General features: G+C 74.2%; 20 protein-coding genes. 13 read left to right on the top strand and 7 right to left on the bottom strand.

The annotated features are described in order from the left end of the window. Positions 1–108 precede the first annotated feature (108 nt). Complete coding sequence (locus tag ACFY0I_RS09735; RefSeq protein ID WP_388892562.1) at positions 109–822, top strand: ABC transporter ATP-binding protein; 714 nt, start codon at positions 109–111, stop codon at positions 820–822. A 90-nt stretch (positions 823–912) separates the two neighbouring features. On the opposite strand, the gene ACFY0I_RS09740 is transcribed toward ACFY0I_RS09735, so the two are convergent. Further along, positions 913–1,395: an STAS domain-containing protein gene (locus ACFY0I_RS09740; RefSeq protein WP_388892564.1), complete on the bottom strand. Its 483-nt coding sequence runs from the start codon at positions 1,393–1,395 to the stop codon at positions 913–915. Between the two features lie 188 nt (positions 1,396–1,583). Between ACFY0I_RS09740 and ACFY0I_RS09745 the strand changes: the two genes are divergently transcribed. After that, positions 1,584–2,522: a hypothetical protein gene (locus tag ACFY0I_RS09745; RefSeq protein ID WP_388892566.1), complete on the top strand. Its 939-nt coding sequence runs from the start codon at positions 1,584–1,586 to the stop codon at positions 2,520–2,522. A gap of 74 nt (positions 2,523–2,596) precedes the next feature. Here ACFY0I_RS09745 and ACFY0I_RS09750 read toward each other — a convergent pair whose 3' ends face one another. Then, positions 2,597–3,574: a LysR family transcriptional regulator gene (locus tag ACFY0I_RS09750; RefSeq protein ID WP_388892568.1), complete on the bottom strand. Its 978-nt coding sequence runs from the start codon at positions 3,572–3,574 to the stop codon at positions 2,597–2,599. Positions 3,575–3,645: 71 nt separating this feature from the next. Here ACFY0I_RS09750 and ACFY0I_RS09755 point away from each other — a divergent pair, with 71 nt between their 5' ends. Next, positions 3,646–4,644: an NAD-dependent epimerase/dehydratase family protein gene (locus ACFY0I_RS09755; RefSeq protein WP_388892570.1), complete on the top strand. Its 999-nt coding sequence runs from the start codon at positions 3,646–3,648 to the stop codon at positions 4,642–4,644. A 72-nt stretch (positions 4,645–4,716) separates the two neighbouring features. Here the strand turns inward: ACFY0I_RS09755 and ACFY0I_RS09760 are convergent, their stop codons facing one another. Then, positions 4,717–5,568 (bottom strand): GntR family transcriptional regulator, encoded by an 852-nt coding sequence (locus ACFY0I_RS09760; protein WP_388892572.1) that lies wholly within the window; start codon positions 5,566–5,568, stop codon positions 4,717–4,719. Between the two features lie 230 nt (positions 5,569–5,798). Between ACFY0I_RS09760 and ACFY0I_RS09765 the strand changes: the two genes are divergently transcribed. The 5 genes from ACFY0I_RS09765 to ACFY0I_RS09785 are packed head-to-tail and all read left to right on the top strand — an operon-like array spanning position 5,799 to position 10,683. Beyond that, complete coding sequence (locus ACFY0I_RS09765) at positions 5,799–6,971, top strand: extracellular solute-binding protein (RefSeq protein WP_388892574.1); 1,173 nt, start codon at positions 5,799–5,801, stop codon at positions 6,969–6,971. Further along, entirely contained in the window at positions 6,971–7,879 is a 909-nt protein-coding gene (locus tag ACFY0I_RS09770) for an ABC transporter permease (RefSeq protein WP_388892576.1), read from the top strand. The genes ACFY0I_RS09765 and ACFY0I_RS09770 overlap by 1 nt, the downstream gene beginning before the upstream one ends. Beyond that, a complete protein-coding gene (locus ACFY0I_RS09775; RefSeq protein WP_388892578.1) occupies positions 7,867–8,787 on the top strand; it encodes an ABC transporter permease in 921 nt (306 codons plus the stop codon). Before ACFY0I_RS09770 ends, ACFY0I_RS09775 begins: the two co-directional genes overlap by 13 nt. 4 nt (positions 8,788–8,791) lie before the next feature. Continuing rightward, entirely contained in the window at positions 8,792–9,886 is a 1,095-nt protein-coding gene (locus ACFY0I_RS09780; protein ID WP_388892580.1) for an ABC transporter ATP-binding protein, read from the top strand. 44 nt (positions 9,887–9,930) lie between these two features. Further along, positions 9,931–10,683 (top strand): HAD family hydrolase, encoded by a 753-nt coding sequence (locus ACFY0I_RS09785; protein ID WP_388892812.1) that lies wholly within the window; start codon positions 9,931–9,933, stop codon positions 10,681–10,683. Here the strand turns inward: ACFY0I_RS09785 and ACFY0I_RS09790 are convergent. Next, a complete protein-coding gene (locus tag ACFY0I_RS09790; protein ID WP_388892582.1) occupies positions 10,641–11,120 on the bottom strand; it encodes a hypothetical protein in 480 nt (159 codons plus the stop codon). The genes ACFY0I_RS09785 and ACFY0I_RS09790 overlap by 43 nt on opposite strands. Positions 11,121–11,353: 233 nt before the next feature. Between ACFY0I_RS09790 and ACFY0I_RS09795 the strand changes: the two genes are divergently transcribed. From ACFY0I_RS09795 to ACFY0I_RS09815, 5 genes are all read left to right on the top strand, one after another. Beyond that, positions 11,354–11,860 carry a GNAT family N-acetyltransferase gene (locus ACFY0I_RS09795; RefSeq protein ID WP_388892584.1) on the top strand — a complete coding sequence of 169 codons (507 nt, stop codon included), beginning with the start codon at positions 11,354–11,356 and terminating at the stop codon, positions 11,858–11,860. A 142-nt stretch (positions 11,861–12,002) separates the two neighbouring features. Further along, a complete protein-coding gene (locus tag ACFY0I_RS09800) occupies positions 12,003–12,413 on the top strand; it encodes a VOC family protein (RefSeq protein WP_388892586.1) in 411 nt (136 codons plus the stop codon). 98 nt (positions 12,414–12,511) lie between these two features. Further along, the gene (locus ACFY0I_RS09805; protein ID WP_388892588.1) at positions 12,512–13,033 is read left to right on the top strand and encodes a helix-turn-helix transcriptional regulator; all 522 of its coding nucleotides are present in this window, start codon (positions 12,512–12,514) and stop codon (positions 13,031–13,033) included. Next, positions 13,033–13,698, top strand: coding sequence for a glyoxalase (locus ACFY0I_RS09810; RefSeq protein ID WP_388892589.1), 666 nt, complete (start codon positions 13,033–13,035; stop codon positions 13,696–13,698). The genes ACFY0I_RS09805 and ACFY0I_RS09810 overlap by 1 nt, the downstream gene beginning before the upstream one ends. Positions 13,699–13,805: 107 nt before the next feature. After that, positions 13,806–14,219, top strand: a complete 414-nt coding sequence (locus ACFY0I_RS09815; protein ID WP_388892591.1) for a VOC family protein — start codon at positions 13,806–13,808, stop codon at positions 14,217–14,219. 22 nt (positions 14,220–14,241) lie between these two features. Here the strand turns inward: ACFY0I_RS09815 and ACFY0I_RS09820 are convergent, their stop codons facing one another. From ACFY0I_RS09820 to ACFY0I_RS09830, 3 genes are all read right to left on the bottom strand, one after another. Beyond that, positions 14,242–15,297: a zinc-dependent alcohol dehydrogenase family protein gene (locus ACFY0I_RS09820; RefSeq protein ID WP_388892593.1), complete on the bottom strand. Its 1,056-nt coding sequence runs from the start codon at positions 15,295–15,297 to the stop codon at positions 14,242–14,244. 244 nt (positions 15,298–15,541) lie between these two features. Next, complete coding sequence (locus ACFY0I_RS09825; protein WP_388892595.1) at positions 15,542–16,339, bottom strand: RimK family alpha-L-glutamate ligase; 798 nt, start codon at positions 16,337–16,339, stop codon at positions 15,542–15,544. Continuing rightward, the gene (locus ACFY0I_RS09830; protein ID WP_388892597.1) at positions 16,336–17,322 is read right to left on the bottom strand and encodes a RimK family alpha-L-glutamate ligase; all 987 of its coding nucleotides are present in this window, start codon (positions 17,320–17,322) and stop codon (positions 16,336–16,338) included. The genes ACFY0I_RS09825 and ACFY0I_RS09830 overlap by 4 nt, the downstream gene beginning before the upstream one ends. Positions 17,323–17,334: the final 12 nt, after the last annotated feature.

Consider the following 17,334-nt stretch of genomic DNA (forward strand, 5'->3'; position numbering starts at 1 on the left):
CTGTCAGATTCGATCCGACAGTGGAAGGGACTTGTATGTTTGACGTGACAGATGAGCATATTCGGAATTGAAAGTGCGCAAGCGAGCCGGCCCGAAGGGAAGTCCGCCATGAAGCAGCAGGAGAACGCGGCCACCGTGACGTCCATGATGGTGGTGCGCGACCTGCGCAAGAGCTTCGGTACGGGAGAACACGCCGTACACGCCCTGAGAGGCGTCACGTTCGAGGCGCGACGCGGTGAACTCACCGCGCTCAAGGGACGGTCGGGCTCCGGCAAGACCACCCTGCTGAACCTGGTCGGAGGACTCGACACCCCGACCGGCGGCACCGTCGAACTCGACGGAACCGACCTGGCCGGGCTGGACGAGGACGGACTCCTCGCCCTGCGCCGCGACCGGATCGGCTTCGTCTTCCAGTCCTTCGGACTGATCCCGGTGCTGAGCGCCGCCGAGAACATCGGCGTCCCGATGCGGATGCGCAAGGTCCCGGCGAAGCAGCGCGAGGAACGGGTGCGCACGCTGCTCGCCCTGGTCGGCCTCGCCGACCACGCCGAGCAGCGCCCCGGCGAACTCTCGGGAGGTCAACAGCAGCGCGTCGCCGTGGCCCGCGCGCTGGCCAACGAGCCCGCCCTGATCATCGCGGACGAGCCCACCGGCCAACTGGACTCCGACACCGGCCGCTCCATCATGCGGCTGCTGCGCGCCGTGGTGCGCAGCGAGGGCGTCACCGCACTGGTCGCCACCCACGATCCGACGATGATCGAACTCGCCGACCGGGTGGTGGAGTTGCGTGACGGGCGGATCGTGGAGGAGTCGACGGACTGACGGTCGGCCTCCGGCGTTCCGCAGGCGGCGGCAACTGCCGGGCCAGAGCGAGGGCCAGCAGCAGTGGGATCAGGGTGAGCGCCGCGAAGGTCACCGGCCCACCCCCTGGGGGACGCCGTTCGCCGACCGGATCCGTTCCTCCAGGGACAACAGGAGCCGGACGGAACGGGAGGCGCCGGCAAGCTCCCAGGAGCGGCCGCTCAGGACCCACCGGTCCAGCGCGTCCAGCAGGGCGGAATCGCAGAAGGAGACCAGGGTCGCGTCGAGGACGAGGTGGTGTGCGCCGCGCATGGCCCCTTCGTCGAGGAGCCCGCGCAAGGGGGCGCAGGTGTAGTGGTCGAACTCCCCGGCCAGGGCGACGGTCAGGACGCCGTCGCGGAACGTGGACCGTATGCGGGGGAGCGGGTCCGGACCGGCATCGGCCCCCGCGTCGGCGGACCCGGCCGGTGCGCGCGGATCTTGGGGCTCCGGCGGCCCCGGCGGGACGGTAGGGGCGGCTGAGGCGGTCGGTGCGGACGGGGCGGTCAGATCGCGGGCCGCGGGCAGTATCGGGGCGTCTATGGGAGCGTTCATGCCCCCTCCAACGGGCCGTGCCCCGGTCGGGGAAGCGGCCCCGGCGCACACTTCACCCGCGCGGGGCGACCCGCTGACCCGTTCCGGCGATCTTCCTCACCCGCCCGGGGCACCCCGTGCGCCCGCCCGGCGGCGCGGGGCGGACGCGGTACCGCGCGGCCGGCCGGTGATGGCCGACAGTGGGGCGGGTGGACGTGGACGAGGTCATCGACGCGCTGTACGCGGCGCACCCATCGGGCTTCACGGCGGCGCGGGCCGAGGCCGCGGCCCGCGCGAAGAAGGAGGACGGACCGCAGGCCGCGCGACGCATCACGGCCCTGCGCCGGCCCACCCTGGCCGCCTGGGCCTGCAACCTGCTCGTACGGTCCCAGCCGGCGGAGGCCGAACAGTTCCTCCAGCTCGGGCAGGCCCTGCGCACCGCGCACCACGCGCTGGACGGCGAGCGGCTGCGGGCCCTGTCCCACCAGCAGCACGTGGTGATCGGAGCCCTCGCCCGGGAGGCCGGCCGGCTGACCGGGGAAGCGGGCTCGCCGATCTCGGAACCGGTGGTGCGGGAGGTGGAGCGGATCCTGTACGCGGTCCTGGCCGGACCGGAGGCGGCCGCGCAGTGGGCCTCGGGCCGGCTCGTACGGACCCCCGAGCCCGAGTCGCGGTTCCCCGCCGTCGACCCGGACGCCGTACGGGCGGAGGGTCGGCGTCAGGACGCCGACGGGGCGGCGGCGGGCGGCGGGGCCGACGGCGATGGTGGCGCCGGTGGTGGTGGGGCCGGTGGTGGTGGGGCCGACGCCCGCGCGGACCCCGACGCCGGCCGCGACGGGCGCCTGGAGGCGGCGGGGGCGGCCTTCGAGGACGCCGAACGGGATGCCACCGCCCGCGAGGACGAGCTGCGGGAGGCCGACGAGGCCCGCCGGAACGCGGTGGCCTCGGCGGCCGACGCCGACGGCGAGGCGGCCCGCCTGGGACGGGAGGCCGAGCGGGCGAGGGACGCACGCGACCGGGCCTACACGGCGGTCACCGAGGCCGAGGCCCGTCACCGGGACGCCGGCCGGGCCGCGAAGGAGGCCCGGGACGCGGCCACCGCGGCGCGGGACCACCTCCGTACCGTCCGGAAGGGCGATCCCGGCTGACGGACCGACCCCTCCTCGGCGCGGCCCGACCACCCCCACGCCCGCGACCGAGGCACGGCGCCGCTCCCGGGCGTTCAGCAGCGCCGTGGTGAAGACCCCGGGGGGCGTCCCCCCTGACCGGCAGGGCCACGATCCACCGCCGGGGTTGCCGCCGCCGCGCTCGCGGACAGGGCGGCCGTCAGGGCGTTCGCGTACGGCTCCGGTGAGGGTCTGCGCGGGGTGACCATGCCGATGTGCCGGGCGGGGCCCGGTGGTTCGAGGGGGACGACGGCGCAACCCGCGGCCGGGGCCAGGCCGATGTGCGGGATCAGGGCGACGCCGACGCCCGCCCCTACGAGGGTCTGCGCGAAGAAGTAGTCGGTGGTGGAGGCGGCGATCCGCAGCTCGAACCCGACCCGTTCGGCGTACCGGCGCAGGTGGGCCTCCGTCTTGAGGCAGCCGAGCACCCAGCGGTCGGCGGCGAGTTCGGCGGGCTCCAGGGCGTCCCGGCCGGCGAGGGGGTGGCCGGGCGGGAGGACCGCGTACAGCGGATCCTCCGCCAGCGGTACCCAGTTCACCCCGGTCGGGCCCCGGCCGTCCGGCGCGCCCGAGGGCAGCGGGCCGTCGAAGCGGTAGGTCAGCGCGAGGTCGGCCTGGCCGCCGCGCACCATGGGCAGCGCGTCCTCCGGCTCGGCCTCCAGGACGGTCAGTTCCACCTCGGGGTGGGCGGCCACGAAGGCGGTCAGCGCCGGCGGCAGCAGGTGGCGGCCCCCGCTGGTGAAGGTGGCCACCGTCAACCGCGGCCGGGGGGCGGCGAGCCGGTCGATGCGGTGGCGCACCTGGTTCAGTTCGGCGTCGATCGTCCGCGCCGTCTCCGTCAGCAGTCGGCCCGCCTCGGTGAGGGTGACCCCGCGCGTGCTGCGCACGGCGACCGGCCGGCCGAGCCCGCGTTCGAGCGAGGCGATGTGTTGGGAGACCGCCGAAGGCGTCAGGCCCAGGGCGGAGGCGGCCCGGTTGAAGCTGCCGTGCTCGGCGACGGCCAGCAGGACGCGCAGCCGGTGCACATCGATCAACAGTTTTCCTTACGACGCGTTCAGCAACTGATCTGTTCCACCGGGGACGATACGCGGGCAGGGTCGACCGCATGGATCGCATGCTCGTCATCGGCGGAAGCCGATATTTCGGTAAGCACCTGGTCACGCTCCTGCGTGATGCCGGGAACGAGGTCACCGTCCTCAACCGGGGCTCAGCCCTCCCGCCCGAGGGGGTCGGCCGGCTGGTGGCCGACCGCGACGACGAACGGCAACTGCGCGCGGCACTGGGCTCCCGCACGTTCGACGCCGTCGTGGACCAGGTCTGCTACACCCCGCGGCAGGCGGCCGTCGCCCGCCGGGTCTTCGGCGGGGGGCGCACCGGCCGCTACGTGATGACCTCGACGATGGAGGTGTACGACCCGGCGACGTTCCCCGGGCCCGACCCGAACGGAGGCTCCGCCCGGCCGCCGAGTGCCCCGGCCCCCTCGGCGCCGGCCGCCGTGGTCGAGGAGAGCATCGACCGCCTGATCTCCTCCCCGGTCCTCCCGACGGCCGCCGGCGCGGACGTGCCGCCGGGTCCCGCCGCCGGCTACGCCGAGGGCAAGCGGCGGGCCGAGGCGGTGTTCCTGAACGATCCGGCGTTCCCGTACGTCAGTGTCCGCGCCGCGCACGTCCTGGGCGGCGGCCGGGCCGAGTTCACCGGGCGCCTCGCGCACTACGTCGGACGGATCGGCGCAGGGCTGCCCGTCGAGGTGCACGAACACCCGTACCCCACCTCGTTCATCCACCACCGGGAGATCGCGGAGTTCCTGGCCTGGACGGTGGCCGGCAGCTTCACCGGCCCGGTCAACGCGAGCTCCGAGGGCGCGCTGACGGTCACCCGGCTGTGCGAGCTGGTCGCCGCCCGGGCCGGCCGGCCGGCGCGCTACCGGACCGTACCGCGAGGGCGGGAGGCATCCCCCTTCTCGTTCGACCGGCCCTACGCCCTGGACAACGGCCGCGCCGCACGACTCGGCTTCGCCTTCACCCGGACCGAGGACTGGCTGCCGGCGGCGATCGACGAAGCGGTCGCCGACACGGCCGAGGCGACCGCGACAACCACCTGCTGACGCCGCGTCGGGCCGCGTCGGGCCGGTACCGGGTCCCCCTGCCCGCTGGTGGTCGACGAGCGCCGTCCGCGTTCAGCGTTCGGTGCCGTGGTGGCGCTCCAACGGCGTTGCTACCGCCGAGTTGCTCACACTGAAGGTGACGCTTCCTGCCAGGTAGCGGTCGTCGGACCACTCGATCGGGCGTCCGGTACGGGTGGCCGAGACATGCCGTTGACGCAACAACGGGCTGCCGCGCCGGATCCCGAGCAACCGGGCGTCCTCGCTGCCCGCCGGGAGGGCGTCGATGAGGTGCTCGCCGTACTGGGCCACGACCCCGGAATCCGCCTCCAGACCGTCCATCACCGAGCGGCAGTCCGGCGGCAGCGCCTCCACGGCCTCGGCGACCCAGTCGGCGTACGCGGTCCGCTCCACCATGGTCGGCTCGCCGTCGAGCAGGCGCAGCCGCAGCGCGGCGAGGATCTCCGTACCCGGCGGCAGGGCGAGCCGCTCCGCTTCCTCGGCCGTCGCGGCCCGGCGCGTGCGGGACAGGAAACGGCTGCGGACCTCGTGGCCGATCCCCTCGGCCCACTGTGCGAAGCTGTTCAACTCGCCGAAGCTGTGCCGCCGCTCCTGGCGCAGGACGATCCTGCGCGCACCCTGGCTGGAGCCGACGAGCCCCTCGGCGGCCAGGGTGGCGACCGCCTGGCGGACGGTGCCCCGCGAGGCGGACCAGCCGGCGGCCAGGTCGCTCTCCGACGGCAGCCGGCTGCCGACCGGGTGGGCGCCGGAGAGGATCTCCCGCCGCAACGCCTCCGCGATCTCCAGGTACCGGGCCGTCCCGGACCCGGAACCGGCACGGCCACCGCTGCCCGCACTCCTGCCCGTGCCGCTGCCCGTGCCGCTTCGGGTGCTGCCGCCGGTACCGCTTGCCGCGCTGGTCCCCATGCCGTTCCCCTGCCCGCCGACGCCTGCGACCCCCCTGGGCCACGCCCATCATCGATGATCATCCGGGCCGTTCTGTCACGACCCCTTTCGGTCATTCTCCGCTCTTCCTCGAAGCGTGCTCCGGCGGACGGCCGCCGTTCACCGTCCGTACAGCGCGCCCGGGCGAACTGGAGCCAACTTGTTCAGACAAGTGAACGACCCCCTTGTTGGATCTGTCTCCGGGAGAGACCGTGCTCAGTTCCTCCGCCCGTCGCGGCGCGGCCGTACTGCTCAGTGCCGCCGTCCTCACCACGCTCAGCGCGTGCGGCGCAGCGCCCGATCCGCAGCAGCCCGCCGGTGCCGGCGGCGACGCGAAGGGCAAGGCCCAGCCGGGCACCGCGACCTCGCTCGCCGAGCTCGGTGGCATGGAGGCCCTCGTCGCCGCCGCCGAGAAGGAGGGGAAGCTGAACGTCATCGCCCTCCCGCCGGACTGGGCGAACTACGGCGAGATGCTGAAGGCCTTCCAGGCCAAGTACCCCAAGATCAAGGTCAACAGCGAGAACCCGGACGCCTCCAGCTCCGACGAGATCGCGGCCGTGAAGTCCCGCAAGGGCCAGGACCGCGCCCCCGACGTCCTCGACCTGGGCATCGCCTTCGCCCGCAGCGGCGCCGCCGAGAACCTCTTCGCCCCGTACAAGGTCACCGCCTGGGACAAGATCCCCGGCTCGCAGAAGGACGCGGACGGCCGCTGGTACAACGACTACGGCGGCTACGTCTCCATCGGCTGCGACGCCGCCCGCGTCCCCACCTGCCCGCAGACCTTCGCGGACCTCCTCAAGCCCGAGTACAAGGGCAAGGTCGCCCTCAACGGCAACCCCACCAAGTCGGGCTCCGCCTTCGGCGGCGTGTACGCGGCAGCGCTGGCCAACAAGGGCTCCTTCGGGGACATCCAGCCCGGCATCGACTTCTTCGGGCAGCTCCGCAAGAGCGGCAACTTCATTCCCGTCGAGTCCACCCCGGCCACCGTGGAGAAGGGCGAGACGCCCATCTCCATCGACTGGGACTACCTGAACGCCGGCTACGCCGAACAGTTCAAGGGCAAGGGCGTCGACTGGAAGGTCGCCGTACCCACCGACGGCGTCTACGCCCAGTACTACTCCCAGGCCATCAACAAGGACGCCCCCAACCCGGCGGCCGCCCGCCTGTGGATGGAGTTCCTGTACAGCACCGAGGGCCAGAACATCTGGCTGCGCGGCCACGCCCGCCCCGTCCTGCTCCCCGGCATGACCCAGGACGGCACCGCCGACAAGGCCGCGATCGGCGCGCTCCCGCAGGTCCAGGGCACCCCGACGTTCCCCGCCTCGGAGGAGCTCGACAAGGCCAAGGCCGCCCTCGCCGAGAAGTGGGACAAGGCCCTCAGCTGATGTCCACCCCCACCACCTCCCCCCTCACGGAGGGGACCGCCGGCGGCAGCACCACCCGCCGCCGGCGGCGCGGCCCGCGCACCTGGCTCGCCGCCCTCCCCCTCCTCGCCTTCACCGGGCTCTGCTTCGGCGTCCCGCTCGGCGCGATCGCCTTCGGCGCGGTCACCAGCACCGACCCGGCCACCGGCGCCACCCGGGCCACCGGGGAGCACCTCGCGCGCTCCCTCCAGGGGCCCTACCTCGGCTCGCTCGTCGGCAGCGTCCAGCTCTCCGCGCTGACCGCGTTCCTCGCCGCCGTGCTGGGCGTCCTCATCGCCCAGGCCCTGGTCACCTCCCGCTCCACCGCGCTGCGCTCGGCTGCGCTGACCGCCTCCGGGGTGCTCGCCAACTTCGGCGGGGTGCCGCTCGCCTTCGCGTTCATCGCCACCGTCGGGATCTCCGGGGTCGTCACCCGGCTCGCCGACCTCACCGGCCTCGGCTGGAACCTGTACTCCTTCACCGGCCTGGCCGTCGTCTACCTGTACTTCCTGACCCCGCTGATGGTCCTGGTGACCGTCCCCGCGCTGGACGGACTGCGCCCCCAGTGGCGCGAGGCCGCCCAGAACAGCGGGGCCACCGCGGGCCAGTTCTGGCGCCACGTGGGCCTCCCGGTGCTCGCACCCTCCCTGCTCGGCGGGTTCGTCCTGCTCTTCGGGACCGCCTTCGCCGCCCACGCGACGGCCGCGGCCCTCGTCGGCGGCTCCGTCCCGCTGGTGACCCTGAAGATCGCTGACGCGCTCTCCGGCAACGTGCTGACCGGCCAGGAGAACGTGGCGCTCGCCCTCGGCCTCGACATGATCCTGATCGCCGGCCTGGTCATGGCCCTCTACCTGCCCCTCCAGCGACGGAGCGCCCGATGGCTGCGATGACCCCGACCCTGCCGCAGACGGACGACGACGCCGTCACCGCCCCGGGAGCCCGTCCGACGGCACGCCGTCCCCGCCCGCGCCCGCGGATCTGGCGCGGAGCCGTGCTCGGCCTGGCCGCCGCGTACTTCCTCGTACCGCTCGTCGCCTCCTTCGTCTTCACCGTGCACGTCCCCGGGCAGGGCGTCACCTTCGAGGCGTACACCGAACTCCTCGCCGCCGAGGGGTTCACCGAGAGCCTGCTGCTCTCCCTCGGCCTGGCCGCCGCCACCATCGCGCTGTCCCTGCTGCTGGCCGTGCCCGCGCTGGTCGCCGTCCGCATCGGCTCGCCCCGGCTGCGCCCCGTCGTCGAGGTCGTGTGCATGCTGCCGCTCGTGGTGCCGCCCATCGCCCTGGTCACCGGCATCACCACGGTGCTGCGCTGGGGACCCGAGCACCTGTCGCGGACCCCGCTCTACCAGACGTTCATCGCCGTGCAGAACGAGAGGTTCCCGTTCGTCCTGGTCCTCGCCTACACGGTGCTGGCGCTGCCCTTCGTGTACCGCTCGCTCGACGCCGGCCTGCGCGCCGTCGACGTACCGACGCTGACCGAGGCCGCCCGCAGCTGCGGCGCGAGTTGGCCGTACGTCGTCCTGCGGGTGCTGCTCCCCAACCTTCGGGCCTCCCTCGCCGGAGCGGCCTTCCTCACCCTCGCGCTGGTCCTCGGCGAATTCACCATCGCCTCGCTGCTCGGCTTCCGGCCCTTCGCGGTGTGGATCGTGACGATCTCCGGGGCGCAGGCCCGGATGTCGGTGGCCGTCTCCGTCCTCAGCCTCCTCATCACCTGGCTGTTGCTGCTCCTCCTCTCGCGGGCCGGAACGAACGCCTCCGGCGCCTCGCCCGCCCCCACCACCTCCCGCAAGGAGTCCTGACCCCATGTCCACCACCCCTGCCGCGGTCGGGACGCCGGCGGACCGCGGCGCCGCCGCGGGCGCCCTCGTCGAATTCCGCAACCTGCGAAGGGCGTTCGGCTCCACCGTCGCCCTCAACGGCCTCGACCTGACCGCCCGCCCCGGTGAACTCCTCGCCCTCCTCGGACCCTCCGGCTGCGGCAAGACCACCGCGCTGCGCGTCCTCGCCGGCTTCGAGCAGCCCGACTCCGGCGAGGTCCTGGTCGACGGCGAGGACATCACCCGCGTCCCGGCCAACCGCCGCGACGCCGGGATGGTCTTCCAGTCGTACAGCCTCTTCCCGAACCTCACCGCCCGCGAGAACGTCGCCTTCGGCCTGCGCGTGCGCAAGGTACCGGCCGCCCGGCGCACCGAGCGCGCGGCCGAACTCCTCGACCTGGTCGGCCTCCCCGAGCACGGCGACCGCTACCCGCACCAGATGTCCGGCGGCCAGCAGCAGCGCGTCGCGCTGGCCCGCGCGCTGGCGCTGCGCCCCCGCGTACTGCTCCTCGACGAACCGCTGTCGGCCCTGGACGCCAAGGTACGGGCCAACCTGCGCGACGAGATCCGGCGGCTCCAGCTCTCCCTCGGCATCACCACCGTGTTCGTCACCCACGACCAGGAGGAGGCCCTCTCCATGGCCGACCGGGTCGCGGTCCTGAACGCCGGCCGACTGGAGCAGTGCGCGGCCCCCGCCGAACTGTACGAACGGCCCGCGACGGCCTTCGTCGCCGAATTCGTCGGCACCATGAACCGGCTCCCCGGGCGGCTCGGCGACGGCGGCCTGGTGGAGGTCGCGGGCACCCGACTGCCCGTCGACGGACCGGTCCCGACCACCCCGGACGTCGAGGTCCTCGTCCGCCCCGAGAACGTCACCGTGGCCGCCGACGAGGCGGGCACCGCCGCCGTCGTGTCGGCCTCCTTCTTCGGCGCCGTCACCCGGCTCCACCTCGACCTGCCCGGCGGCAGCCGCGTCAAGGCCGACCTGCCCTCGCGGGACGCCGGAGCCCTCGTGCCCGGCGCGCGGGCCACCGTCGGCCTGACCGAGCGGCCGGTCCTGGTCGTGGCGAGGACCGCGTGAACGGTCCCGGGGAGGGCGCGGTGCACGATCCGGGGAAGGTCGGCGTGAACGGTCCCGGCGAGGACCGCGCGGACGGATCCGGCGCGGACCACCCGAGCGGGCCCGCCGCCGTCCTCTTCGACATGGACGGCACCCTCGTCGACACCGAAGTGCTGTGGTGGCGGGCCACGGAGGAGGTCGCGGACCTGCTCGGTCACCGGCTCGGTCCCGCCGATGCCCCCGAAGTGGTGGGCCGCGCCGTCCAGGACACGGCGGAATACCTCGTACGCCTCACCGGCGGCGCGGACGCCGCCACGGTCGCCGCCGCCCTCACCGACGGGTTCTTCCGCCGGGTCGCGGCCGGCGCGCCCCTGCGCCCGGGAGCCCAGCGGCTGCTGGCCGCCCTCGCCGCCCAGGACGTGCCCTTCGCACTGGTCAGCGCCTCACCGCGCGTCGTCGTCGACGAGGTCGTCGGGGGCGCGCTCGCCCACGTCCCGTTCGCCTTCACCCTCTCCGCCGACGACACCGACCGTACGAAGCCGCACCCCGATCCGTACCGCGCGGCCGCCGAGCGGCTCGGGCTGGCGCCGGACGAGTGCGTCGCCGTGGAGGACTCCCCGGACGGGGCGGCCTCCGCCGAGGCGGCGGGCTGCGCGGTCCTCGTGGTGCCCTCGCTGCTCGACGTACCGCGCACGCCGGCCCGGACCTTCGCGACCTCCCTGGAGGAGGTCACCCCGGCCCTGCTGCGCGCCTGCGGGCGGGCCGGCGCCGGGGATCAGACGGAGAGGTCCAGGAGCGCCAGGATCCCGTCGGCGTAGGCGGCGGCCACCGAGCCCGGGGCCGCCGCCCGCTCGCGGTGCAGCCCCGGCAGGCCCGTACGGATGAAGGCGGCGCACTGGCCGTACAGGCCGGCCTCGTGCGACGAGCCGTCGTCCTCCGTGTTCAGCAGGGCCAGCAGCGTCCACAGCAGCGCCTCGCGGGTCGCCAGCCGGGGCGGCCCGGCCGCCCACACGGCCATCAGCACCCCGCAGGCCGCCGGCGCGGGCGCCCGCAGCCGCGACCCGGCGAACACGTGGCCCTCCAGGGCGTGGAACGCCGCCGGATGCCCCTCGGCGGCATTCCACAGGGTCTCCTCCAGATGCTCCGCCGGACGGCCGCAGCCACACTCGACGGACCCCCAGTCGTGCCGGAGGATCTCGGCGCTCACGGCGTCGGGCACCAGGGGGCTGTTGCGCGGCTTGTCCATCCCTCTCATGAGCCCCAAGTATGGGATCCGCCGGAGCCCGGGCGGCCCGACCGCGGCCACTGCCGGGGCACGGAACGGCCGCAGTTTGATCGCGCCCGCATGACGACGGCTCCACGGCCGCCGTACGCCGCTCCCCGGACCGCCGCCGCCGTCCGGGAACCGCGCGCTCCGCGCACCCATCGCACGGGCCGGCGTCGGCGGGACCCTGGCACACCGGCCCCCGCCCCGGCGACACTGACCGGATGCGCATACGAGCAGCTGTCCTCGCGGACCTCCCGGTCTGCCAGGACATCGAACGGGCCGCCGGCGAATGCTTCCGCGACATCGGAATGCCCGCCGTCGCCGACGACGACCCGCTTCCCCTGGAGGAGCTCGCCCGCTACGCCGGCAGCGGCCTGGCCTGGGTGGCCGTCGGCCCGGACGACCGTCCGCTGGCCTACCTCATCGCCGATCCCGTCGACGGCGCCCTCCACGTCGAGCAGGTTTCGGTGCATCCCGCCGGCGCCCGCAGGGGAGTGGGCCGGGCCCTGCTGGAACACGCCGCGCTGCGCGCGCTCGCCCGGCGCGACGCCGCGCTCACCCTGACCACCTTCGCGGCCGTGCCCTGGAACGCCCCCTATTACCTGCGCTGCGGCTTCCGGATCCTGACCGACGAGGAACTCACCCCGGGCCTGCGCGCGATCCGACGGCAGGAGGCCCGACACGGCCTCGACCGCTGGCCCCGCGTGTGCATGGGGCGGGCCCTGTGACACCGGTCGGGGAAACGGAACCCGTTTGAACAGGAGGGAAGTTGACGGCGTGCGACGGCAGTGGCGCTCACGGATCCTGATGCGTGCCCATCGATCAGGAATCGAGAAGCGCGCCGCACGCAGTCGCCCCTAGCCTGCCCCCATGGACATCACCATTCACATGACCTCGCTTCCGCACGACGACCCGGACGCGTCGCTCGCCTTCTACCGCGACGTCCTCGGCTTCGAGGTCCGCAGCGACGTCGGGCAGGGCAGGATGCGCTGGATCACGGTCGGCCCGGCCGGCCGGCCGGACACGTCCATCCTGCTGGCGCCGCCCGCCGCCGATCCCGGCATCACCGAGGACGAGCGCCGCACGATCACCGAGATGATGGCCAAGGGCACCTACGGCTGGATCCTGCTGGCCACCCCGGACCTCAACGCCACGTTCGAGAAGGTGCAGGCCGGCGACACCGAGGTCGTCCAGGAGCCGACCGAGCAGCCGTACGGCGTCCGTGACTGCGCGTTCCGCGACCCCGCGGGCAACCTGATCCGCATCCAGGAGCTGCGCTGATCCGTGCGGGTGCCGATGCGGCCGTGCGGGCCGGCATCGCGACCACCCCTGAGGCCGTCGGTGGAAGGGGACGATGAAGGACGAAGGGGAGGGCCCTCATGTGCAAGCCCGAATGGCGGCGCGCGCGCGTCGAGGCGCAGCGGCTGGCCGATCTCGCACGGCTGCGCCGCGTCCGCGACCGGATCGACCGGGAGTACGAGCAGCCGCTGAACGTGGAGGCGCTCGCCCATGATGTGAACATGTCCGCCGGGCACTTGAGTCGGCAGTTCCGGGCCGCGTACGGCGAGTCGCCGTACGCGTACCTGATGACGCGTCGCATCGAACGGGCGACGGCGCTGCTGCGGCGGGGCGACCTCAGCGTCACCGAGGTCTGCTTCGCGGTCGGCTGCGCGTCGCTGGGAACGTTCACCACCCGTTTCACCGAACTGGTCGGCATGCCGCCCGGGGCCTTCCGGCGTCAGGCGGCGGATGCGGCGACCGACCATGCCGATGCCGCGGGCACGGCCCGCGACGGGGGGCCGGCGATCAACGTGGAGGGGATGCCGGCGTGCGTGGCGAAGCAGGTCTCAAGACCGGTCAGGAATCGAGAAGCCCCGAGTGCCCCGCGGCCCCTAGCGTGATGGTCATGGCAACCACCGCTTCCACCGCAGCCCTCACGTCCCTCACGTCCGTCACCCTCGAGGTGGCCGACCTCGAGGCCGCCCGCCGCTTCTACAGCGCCTTCGGCGTGGACGCGTACCTCCGTCTGCGGGCCTCCGAGGCGCACTCCACCGGATTCCGCGGCTTCACCCTGGGGCTCACGGTGTCCGGTCCGGCCACCGTCGACGGCTTCCTCGGCGCCGCCGTGGACGCCGGCGCCACCGTCCTGAAGCCCGCCACGAAGTCCCTGTGGGGCTACGGCGGCGTCGTCCGGGCCCCGGACGGGACGATCTGGAAGATCGCGACCTCGGCGAAGAAGGACACCGGCCCCGACACCCGCGAGATCGACGAGGTCGTCCTGCTGCTCGGCGTCGAGGCGGTGAAGGCCACCAAGCAGTTCTACGTCGATCGGGGCCTGACCGTGGCCAAGAGCTTCGGTGGCAAGTACGTCGAGTTCGCCCCGGGCCGGTCCAGCCGGGTCAAGGTGGCGCTGTACAAGCGCCGTGCCCTGGCCAAGGACCTCGGCGTCCCCGTCGACGGCGCCGGCTCGCACCGCATCGTCCTCGGCGGCGCCGCCGACGCCTTCACCGACCTGGACGGCTTCGTCTGGGAAGCCTCCGGGTCGCTCGCCCCCACGCAGTCCTGAATCCCGTCCCCGTCGTACCGATCGACCGGCGAACACCCGCCGTCGTGGCCTACGGGCAAGGGCCCGCATGCCCGGAACGCATCCACCCACAGTGCAAGGAGCAGGACATGAAAGCGCACGTCAGCTCGATCCTTCTGGGCGTCCGGGACATGGACCGGGCCAAGCGGTTCTACTCCGAGGGGCTCGGCTGGAAGATCAGCGACGACTTCGGCATCTCGGTGTTCTTCGCATCGGACGGGGCCTCGCCCGTCGGCTTCTACAGCCGCGAGGGCCTGGCCGACCAGGTGGGCACGGACCAGGAGGGCAGCGGCTTCAGCGGACTGGTCCTGACCTACGTCGTCCGCAGCGAGACGCGGGTCGACGAGATCATGGCGGAGGCCCGGGAGGCGGGCGCCACGGTCCTCAAGCCCGCCGGCGCCCTGCCGTGGGGCGGGTACGGCGGCACCTTCGCCGACCCGGACGGCTACGTGTGGAGCCTCGGATACAGCGCCCGGGGAACCGACCAGCCCTACGCGGAGTAGCCGCGGTCCCCGGGCGAGGGCGTCACCGGGGCGACGTCGGCAGGATGACGGTGACCCCGGCCCCCACCGCCGTGCCCATCGCGGCGAGCGCCGCCGGGGCCGCATCCAACCCGATGAGCGAGGTGACCAACAGGTCGGGCCGCAGCGTCCCGGAGCGGACCAGTTCCAGCATCGGGGGGTAGGCGTGGGCGGCCATCCCGTGGCTGCCCAGGACCTCCAGCTCCCAGCCGATCACCCGGTCCATCGGCAGCGCCGCCCGGCCGGCCGCCGCCGGGAGCAGCCCGACCTGGACGTGCCGTCCCCGCCGGCGCAGCCCGGCCACCGAGGCGGCCGCGGTCGCGGGGGAGCCCAGGGCGTCCAGCGAGAGGTGCGCGCCGCCACCGGACAACTCCCGCACCGCCCCGGCGGTCCCCCCGGGCCCGGCGTCCGCGGCGTTCACACAGGCGGCCGCCCCGAAGGCACGGGCCAGTTCCAGCGCGCCGGGCGCGGTGTCGACGGCGATCACCCGTGCCCCCGCCGCGGCCGCGATCATCACGGCCGACAGGCCGACCCCGCCGCAGCCGTGGACGGCGACCCATTCGCCCGGGGCCACCCGGCCCCGGGCGGTCACCGCGCGGAACGCCGTCGCGAAGCGGCAGCCCAGGCCGGCGGCCGTCGCGAACGAGACGTCCTCGGGGACGGCCACCAGGTTCACGTCGGCATGGTCCAGGGCCACGTACTCGGCGAAGGAACCCCAGTGGGTGAAGCCGGGCTGCGTCTGGTTCGCGCACACCTGGTGCTCGCCGGCGGCGCAGTCCGCGCAGCTGCCGCAGGCGCAGACGAACGGTACGGTCACCCGGTCCCCGGGCCGCCAGGCGCTGACCGCGGACCCCACCGCCTCGACCACCCCGGCCAGTTCGTGGCCGGGTACGTGCGGCAGCACGATGTCCTGGTCGTGACCCATCCAGCCGTGCCAGTCGCTGCGGCACAGGCCGGTCGCCTCGACGCGCACGACGACGCCGGTCGGAGCCGGATCCGGATCGGGCACCTCCCGTACGCCGGCCAACTCCCCGTACCGCTCGAAGACCACCGCGCGCATGGCACCACCCTCGTCTCGACTGTCCGCAGACCAAAGCGTCCGCCCGGGCCTTGCCGCCCGCCGGGCCCGGTGGGAGGCTTCGAGGGCCGCGGGCCGTCGAGGGCCGCGGACCGTCATGACGCAGGGGGAACCGTGAACCGCAAGCGTAAGGCCGCCGTCGCCGCCGTCCTGTTCGCCGTGGTCGCCGTGCTGGGCGCCGCCTCGCAGGCCGTCGCCTCCGCCGGGGACAAGAAGGTCGAGGTCATCAAGTAGCCCTGGCCCGGCGCAGGACCAGGTCCGCCAGGGCCGGCGGCGCGCCGGCCTGGCCCCGGATCCCCGGGAAGGCGTTGACGTCCACGATCAGCGGGGTGCCCTCGACGGTCTCGATGACGTCCACGCCGTAGATCTCCAGGCCGAAGACCTCGCCCACCCGCAGCGCCGACTCCGCCCACCGCGGGGGCGGTCCGTCCCGGGTCGCGGCCGGTTCCCGCGCATCGGGAGCCAGTTCGGAGCGCCGAAGGCCCGCGAAGACCTGGGCCCCGACGACCCACAGTTTGTGGTCCCAGCCGTTGTTGGGCGCGAAGTCCTGGACGACGACGGGCTCCTGGCCCCAGGTCGGCGCCAGCGCCCGCAGCCCGTCGGATCCGTCCACGCGGGCGACCAGGTCGTGCTTGCGGCTGCGCCGGCTCTTGACCACGAGCGGCCGGTCCGGCCGCTCGGCCGCCCAGGTCACCAGGTCCGCCAGGGTCGCGAACGCCCGGGTGCCGGCGAAGGGCAGCCCCGCCGCGCGGGCCACTTCCGCCATGGTGATCCGGTCCTGGCACCGTTCGGTGGCCGCCGCGGAGTTCAGCACCACGCAGCCCCGCCGCTCCAGCTCCCGCGCCAGTTCCAGCGCCGCCGGGGTCCGCGCCTTGAGCAGGCAGACGTCGGGCGTCGCCCCTCCCGCGCCGGCGGCCCCCGCCGCGGGGTCCAGGGGCAGCACCGTGTGTTCGGCGGCGAGCAGCTCCGCGGTGGCCGCGAGCAGCGGATGCCCGGGGTCGGGGGCGATCAGGGCGACCCTCACGCGCCGTCCCCCGCCCCGGCGGAAGCCTGCGCGGGGATCGTCAGGGGGAGCGCGGAGTACGCCGCCGCGGAACCCCCGGGCAGCGGGCGCGGCGGCACGGACGCCCCGGGGACGATCTGCGTGGTCGTGGTCGTGGACGCCGCCGGCCCGGACCGGGCCGGCAGCGCGGCGCCGCCCGCGCCGGCCAGCGCGAGGACGGCGCGCGCCACCCGGGCCGCCGCGTCCGGTACCTGACGGAAGCTCGGGAAGTCGTTCACGTCCACCACCACCGGCCCGTCGGGACCCAGCAGGACGTCCACCCCGTACAGGTCCAGCCCGTACACCTCGCCCACCCGGGCCGCGATCGCCGCCACTTCGGCGGGCAGCGGCACCCGGCGCTCGCGCACGGCCGGGTCGGGGTGCAGGGGGGAGCAGCGTTCGGTGGCGAACAGGTCCCCGTCGACGCAGTACACCTTGATGTCGGTGCCGGCGTTGGGTACGTACGGCTGGGCGATGAGCATGCCCTCGCCCGCGAGTTCGGGGAGCAGTTCCGCGAGCCGGTCCGGTGACGGTACGAGGTGCACCGCGCGGCCCGAGCTGCCGTCGGCGGGCTTGACGACGAGCGGGTACTCCGAGTCCGGTACCTCCGCCAGGAGTTCGGGCCGGGCCACCGCCCAGGTCGTCGGCATCGGCAGGCCGTGCGCGCTGCCGAGGGCGGCGGCGAGGGCCTTGTCCCGTACGCCGCGGATCGAGCGGGCGTCGTTGACCGTGGTCGTGCCGGTGGCCGCGGCTGCCTCCAGGAGGGTGAGCCCCGGGCCTCCGGACACGGTCTTGAGGACCCAGGCGTCGTGCACGCCGGTCCTTACGACCTCGGCCATGCGCAGCAGCGAGCCGCCCGGTCGAACGACGTCGACCTGGTGCCCCCAGGCGGTCAGTTGCCGGATCACCTCGTTCGGCATGCCGTCGTGGCGGTAGTGCTCCTCCACCAGGAAGCAGAGCCTCATGGACCTTCCCCA

Origin of the sequence: Streptomyces sp. NPDC001568 (assembly GCF_042893755.1) — a bacterium.
Taxonomy (GTDB): domain Bacteria; phylum Actinomycetota; class Actinomycetes; order Streptomycetales; family Streptomycetaceae; genus Streptomyces.

What these genes read in the sequence shown, in the direction of transcription:
- ACFY0I_RS09810 (WP_388892589.1), top strand. Translation starts at nt 13,033, where the DNA reads ATGGTCATGGCAACCACCGCTTCCACCGCAGCCCTCACGTCCCTCACG.
- ACFY0I_RS09800 (WP_388892586.1), top strand. Translation starts at nt 12,003, where the DNA reads ATGGACATCACCATTCACATGACCTCGCTTCCGCACGACGACCCGGAC.
- ACFY0I_RS09755 (WP_388892570.1), top strand. Translation starts at nt 3,646, where the DNA reads ATGGATCGCATGCTCGTCATCGGCGGAAGCCGATATTTCGGTAAGCAC.
- ACFY0I_RS09780 (WP_388892580.1), top strand. Translation starts at nt 8,792, where the DNA reads ATGTCCACCACCCCTGCCGCGGTCGGGACGCCGGCGGACCGCGGCGCC.
- ACFY0I_RS09830 (WP_388892597.1), bottom strand. Translation starts at nt 17,322, where the DNA reads ATGAGGCTCTGCTTCCTGGTGGAGGAGCACTACCGCCACGACGGCATG.
- ACFY0I_RS09820 (WP_388892593.1), bottom strand. Translation starts at nt 15,297, where the DNA reads ATGCGCGCGGTGGTCTTCGAGCGGTACGGGGAGTTGGCCGGCGTACGG.
- ACFY0I_RS09735 (WP_388892562.1), top strand. Translation starts at nt 109, where the DNA reads ATGAAGCAGCAGGAGAACGCGGCCACCGTGACGTCCATGATGGTGGTG.
- ACFY0I_RS09775 (WP_388892578.1), top strand. Translation starts at nt 7,867, where the DNA reads ATGGCTGCGATGACCCCGACCCTGCCGCAGACGGACGACGACGCCGTC.
- ACFY0I_RS09740 (WP_388892564.1), bottom strand. Translation starts at nt 1,395, where the DNA reads ATGAACGCTCCCATAGACGCCCCGATACTGCCCGCGGCCCGCGATCTG.
- ACFY0I_RS09770 (WP_388892576.1), top strand. Translation starts at nt 6,971, where the DNA reads ATGTCCACCCCCACCACCTCCCCCCTCACGGAGGGGACCGCCGGCGGC.
- ACFY0I_RS09805 (WP_388892588.1), top strand. Translation starts at nt 12,512, where the DNA reads ATGTGCAAGCCCGAATGGCGGCGCGCGCGCGTCGAGGCGCAGCGGCTG.
- ACFY0I_RS09760 (WP_388892572.1), bottom strand. Translation starts at nt 5,568, where the DNA reads ATGGGGACCAGCGCGGCAAGCGGTACCGGCGGCAGCACCCGAAGCGGC.
- ACFY0I_RS09790 (WP_388892582.1), bottom strand. Translation starts at nt 11,120, where the DNA reads ATGAGAGGGATGGACAAGCCGCGCAACAGCCCCCTGGTGCCCGACGCC.
- ACFY0I_RS09795 (WP_388892584.1), top strand. Translation starts at nt 11,354, where the DNA reads ATGCGCATACGAGCAGCTGTCCTCGCGGACCTCCCGGTCTGCCAGGAC.
- ACFY0I_RS09815 (WP_388892591.1), top strand. Translation starts at nt 13,806, where the DNA reads ATGAAAGCGCACGTCAGCTCGATCCTTCTGGGCGTCCGGGACATGGAC.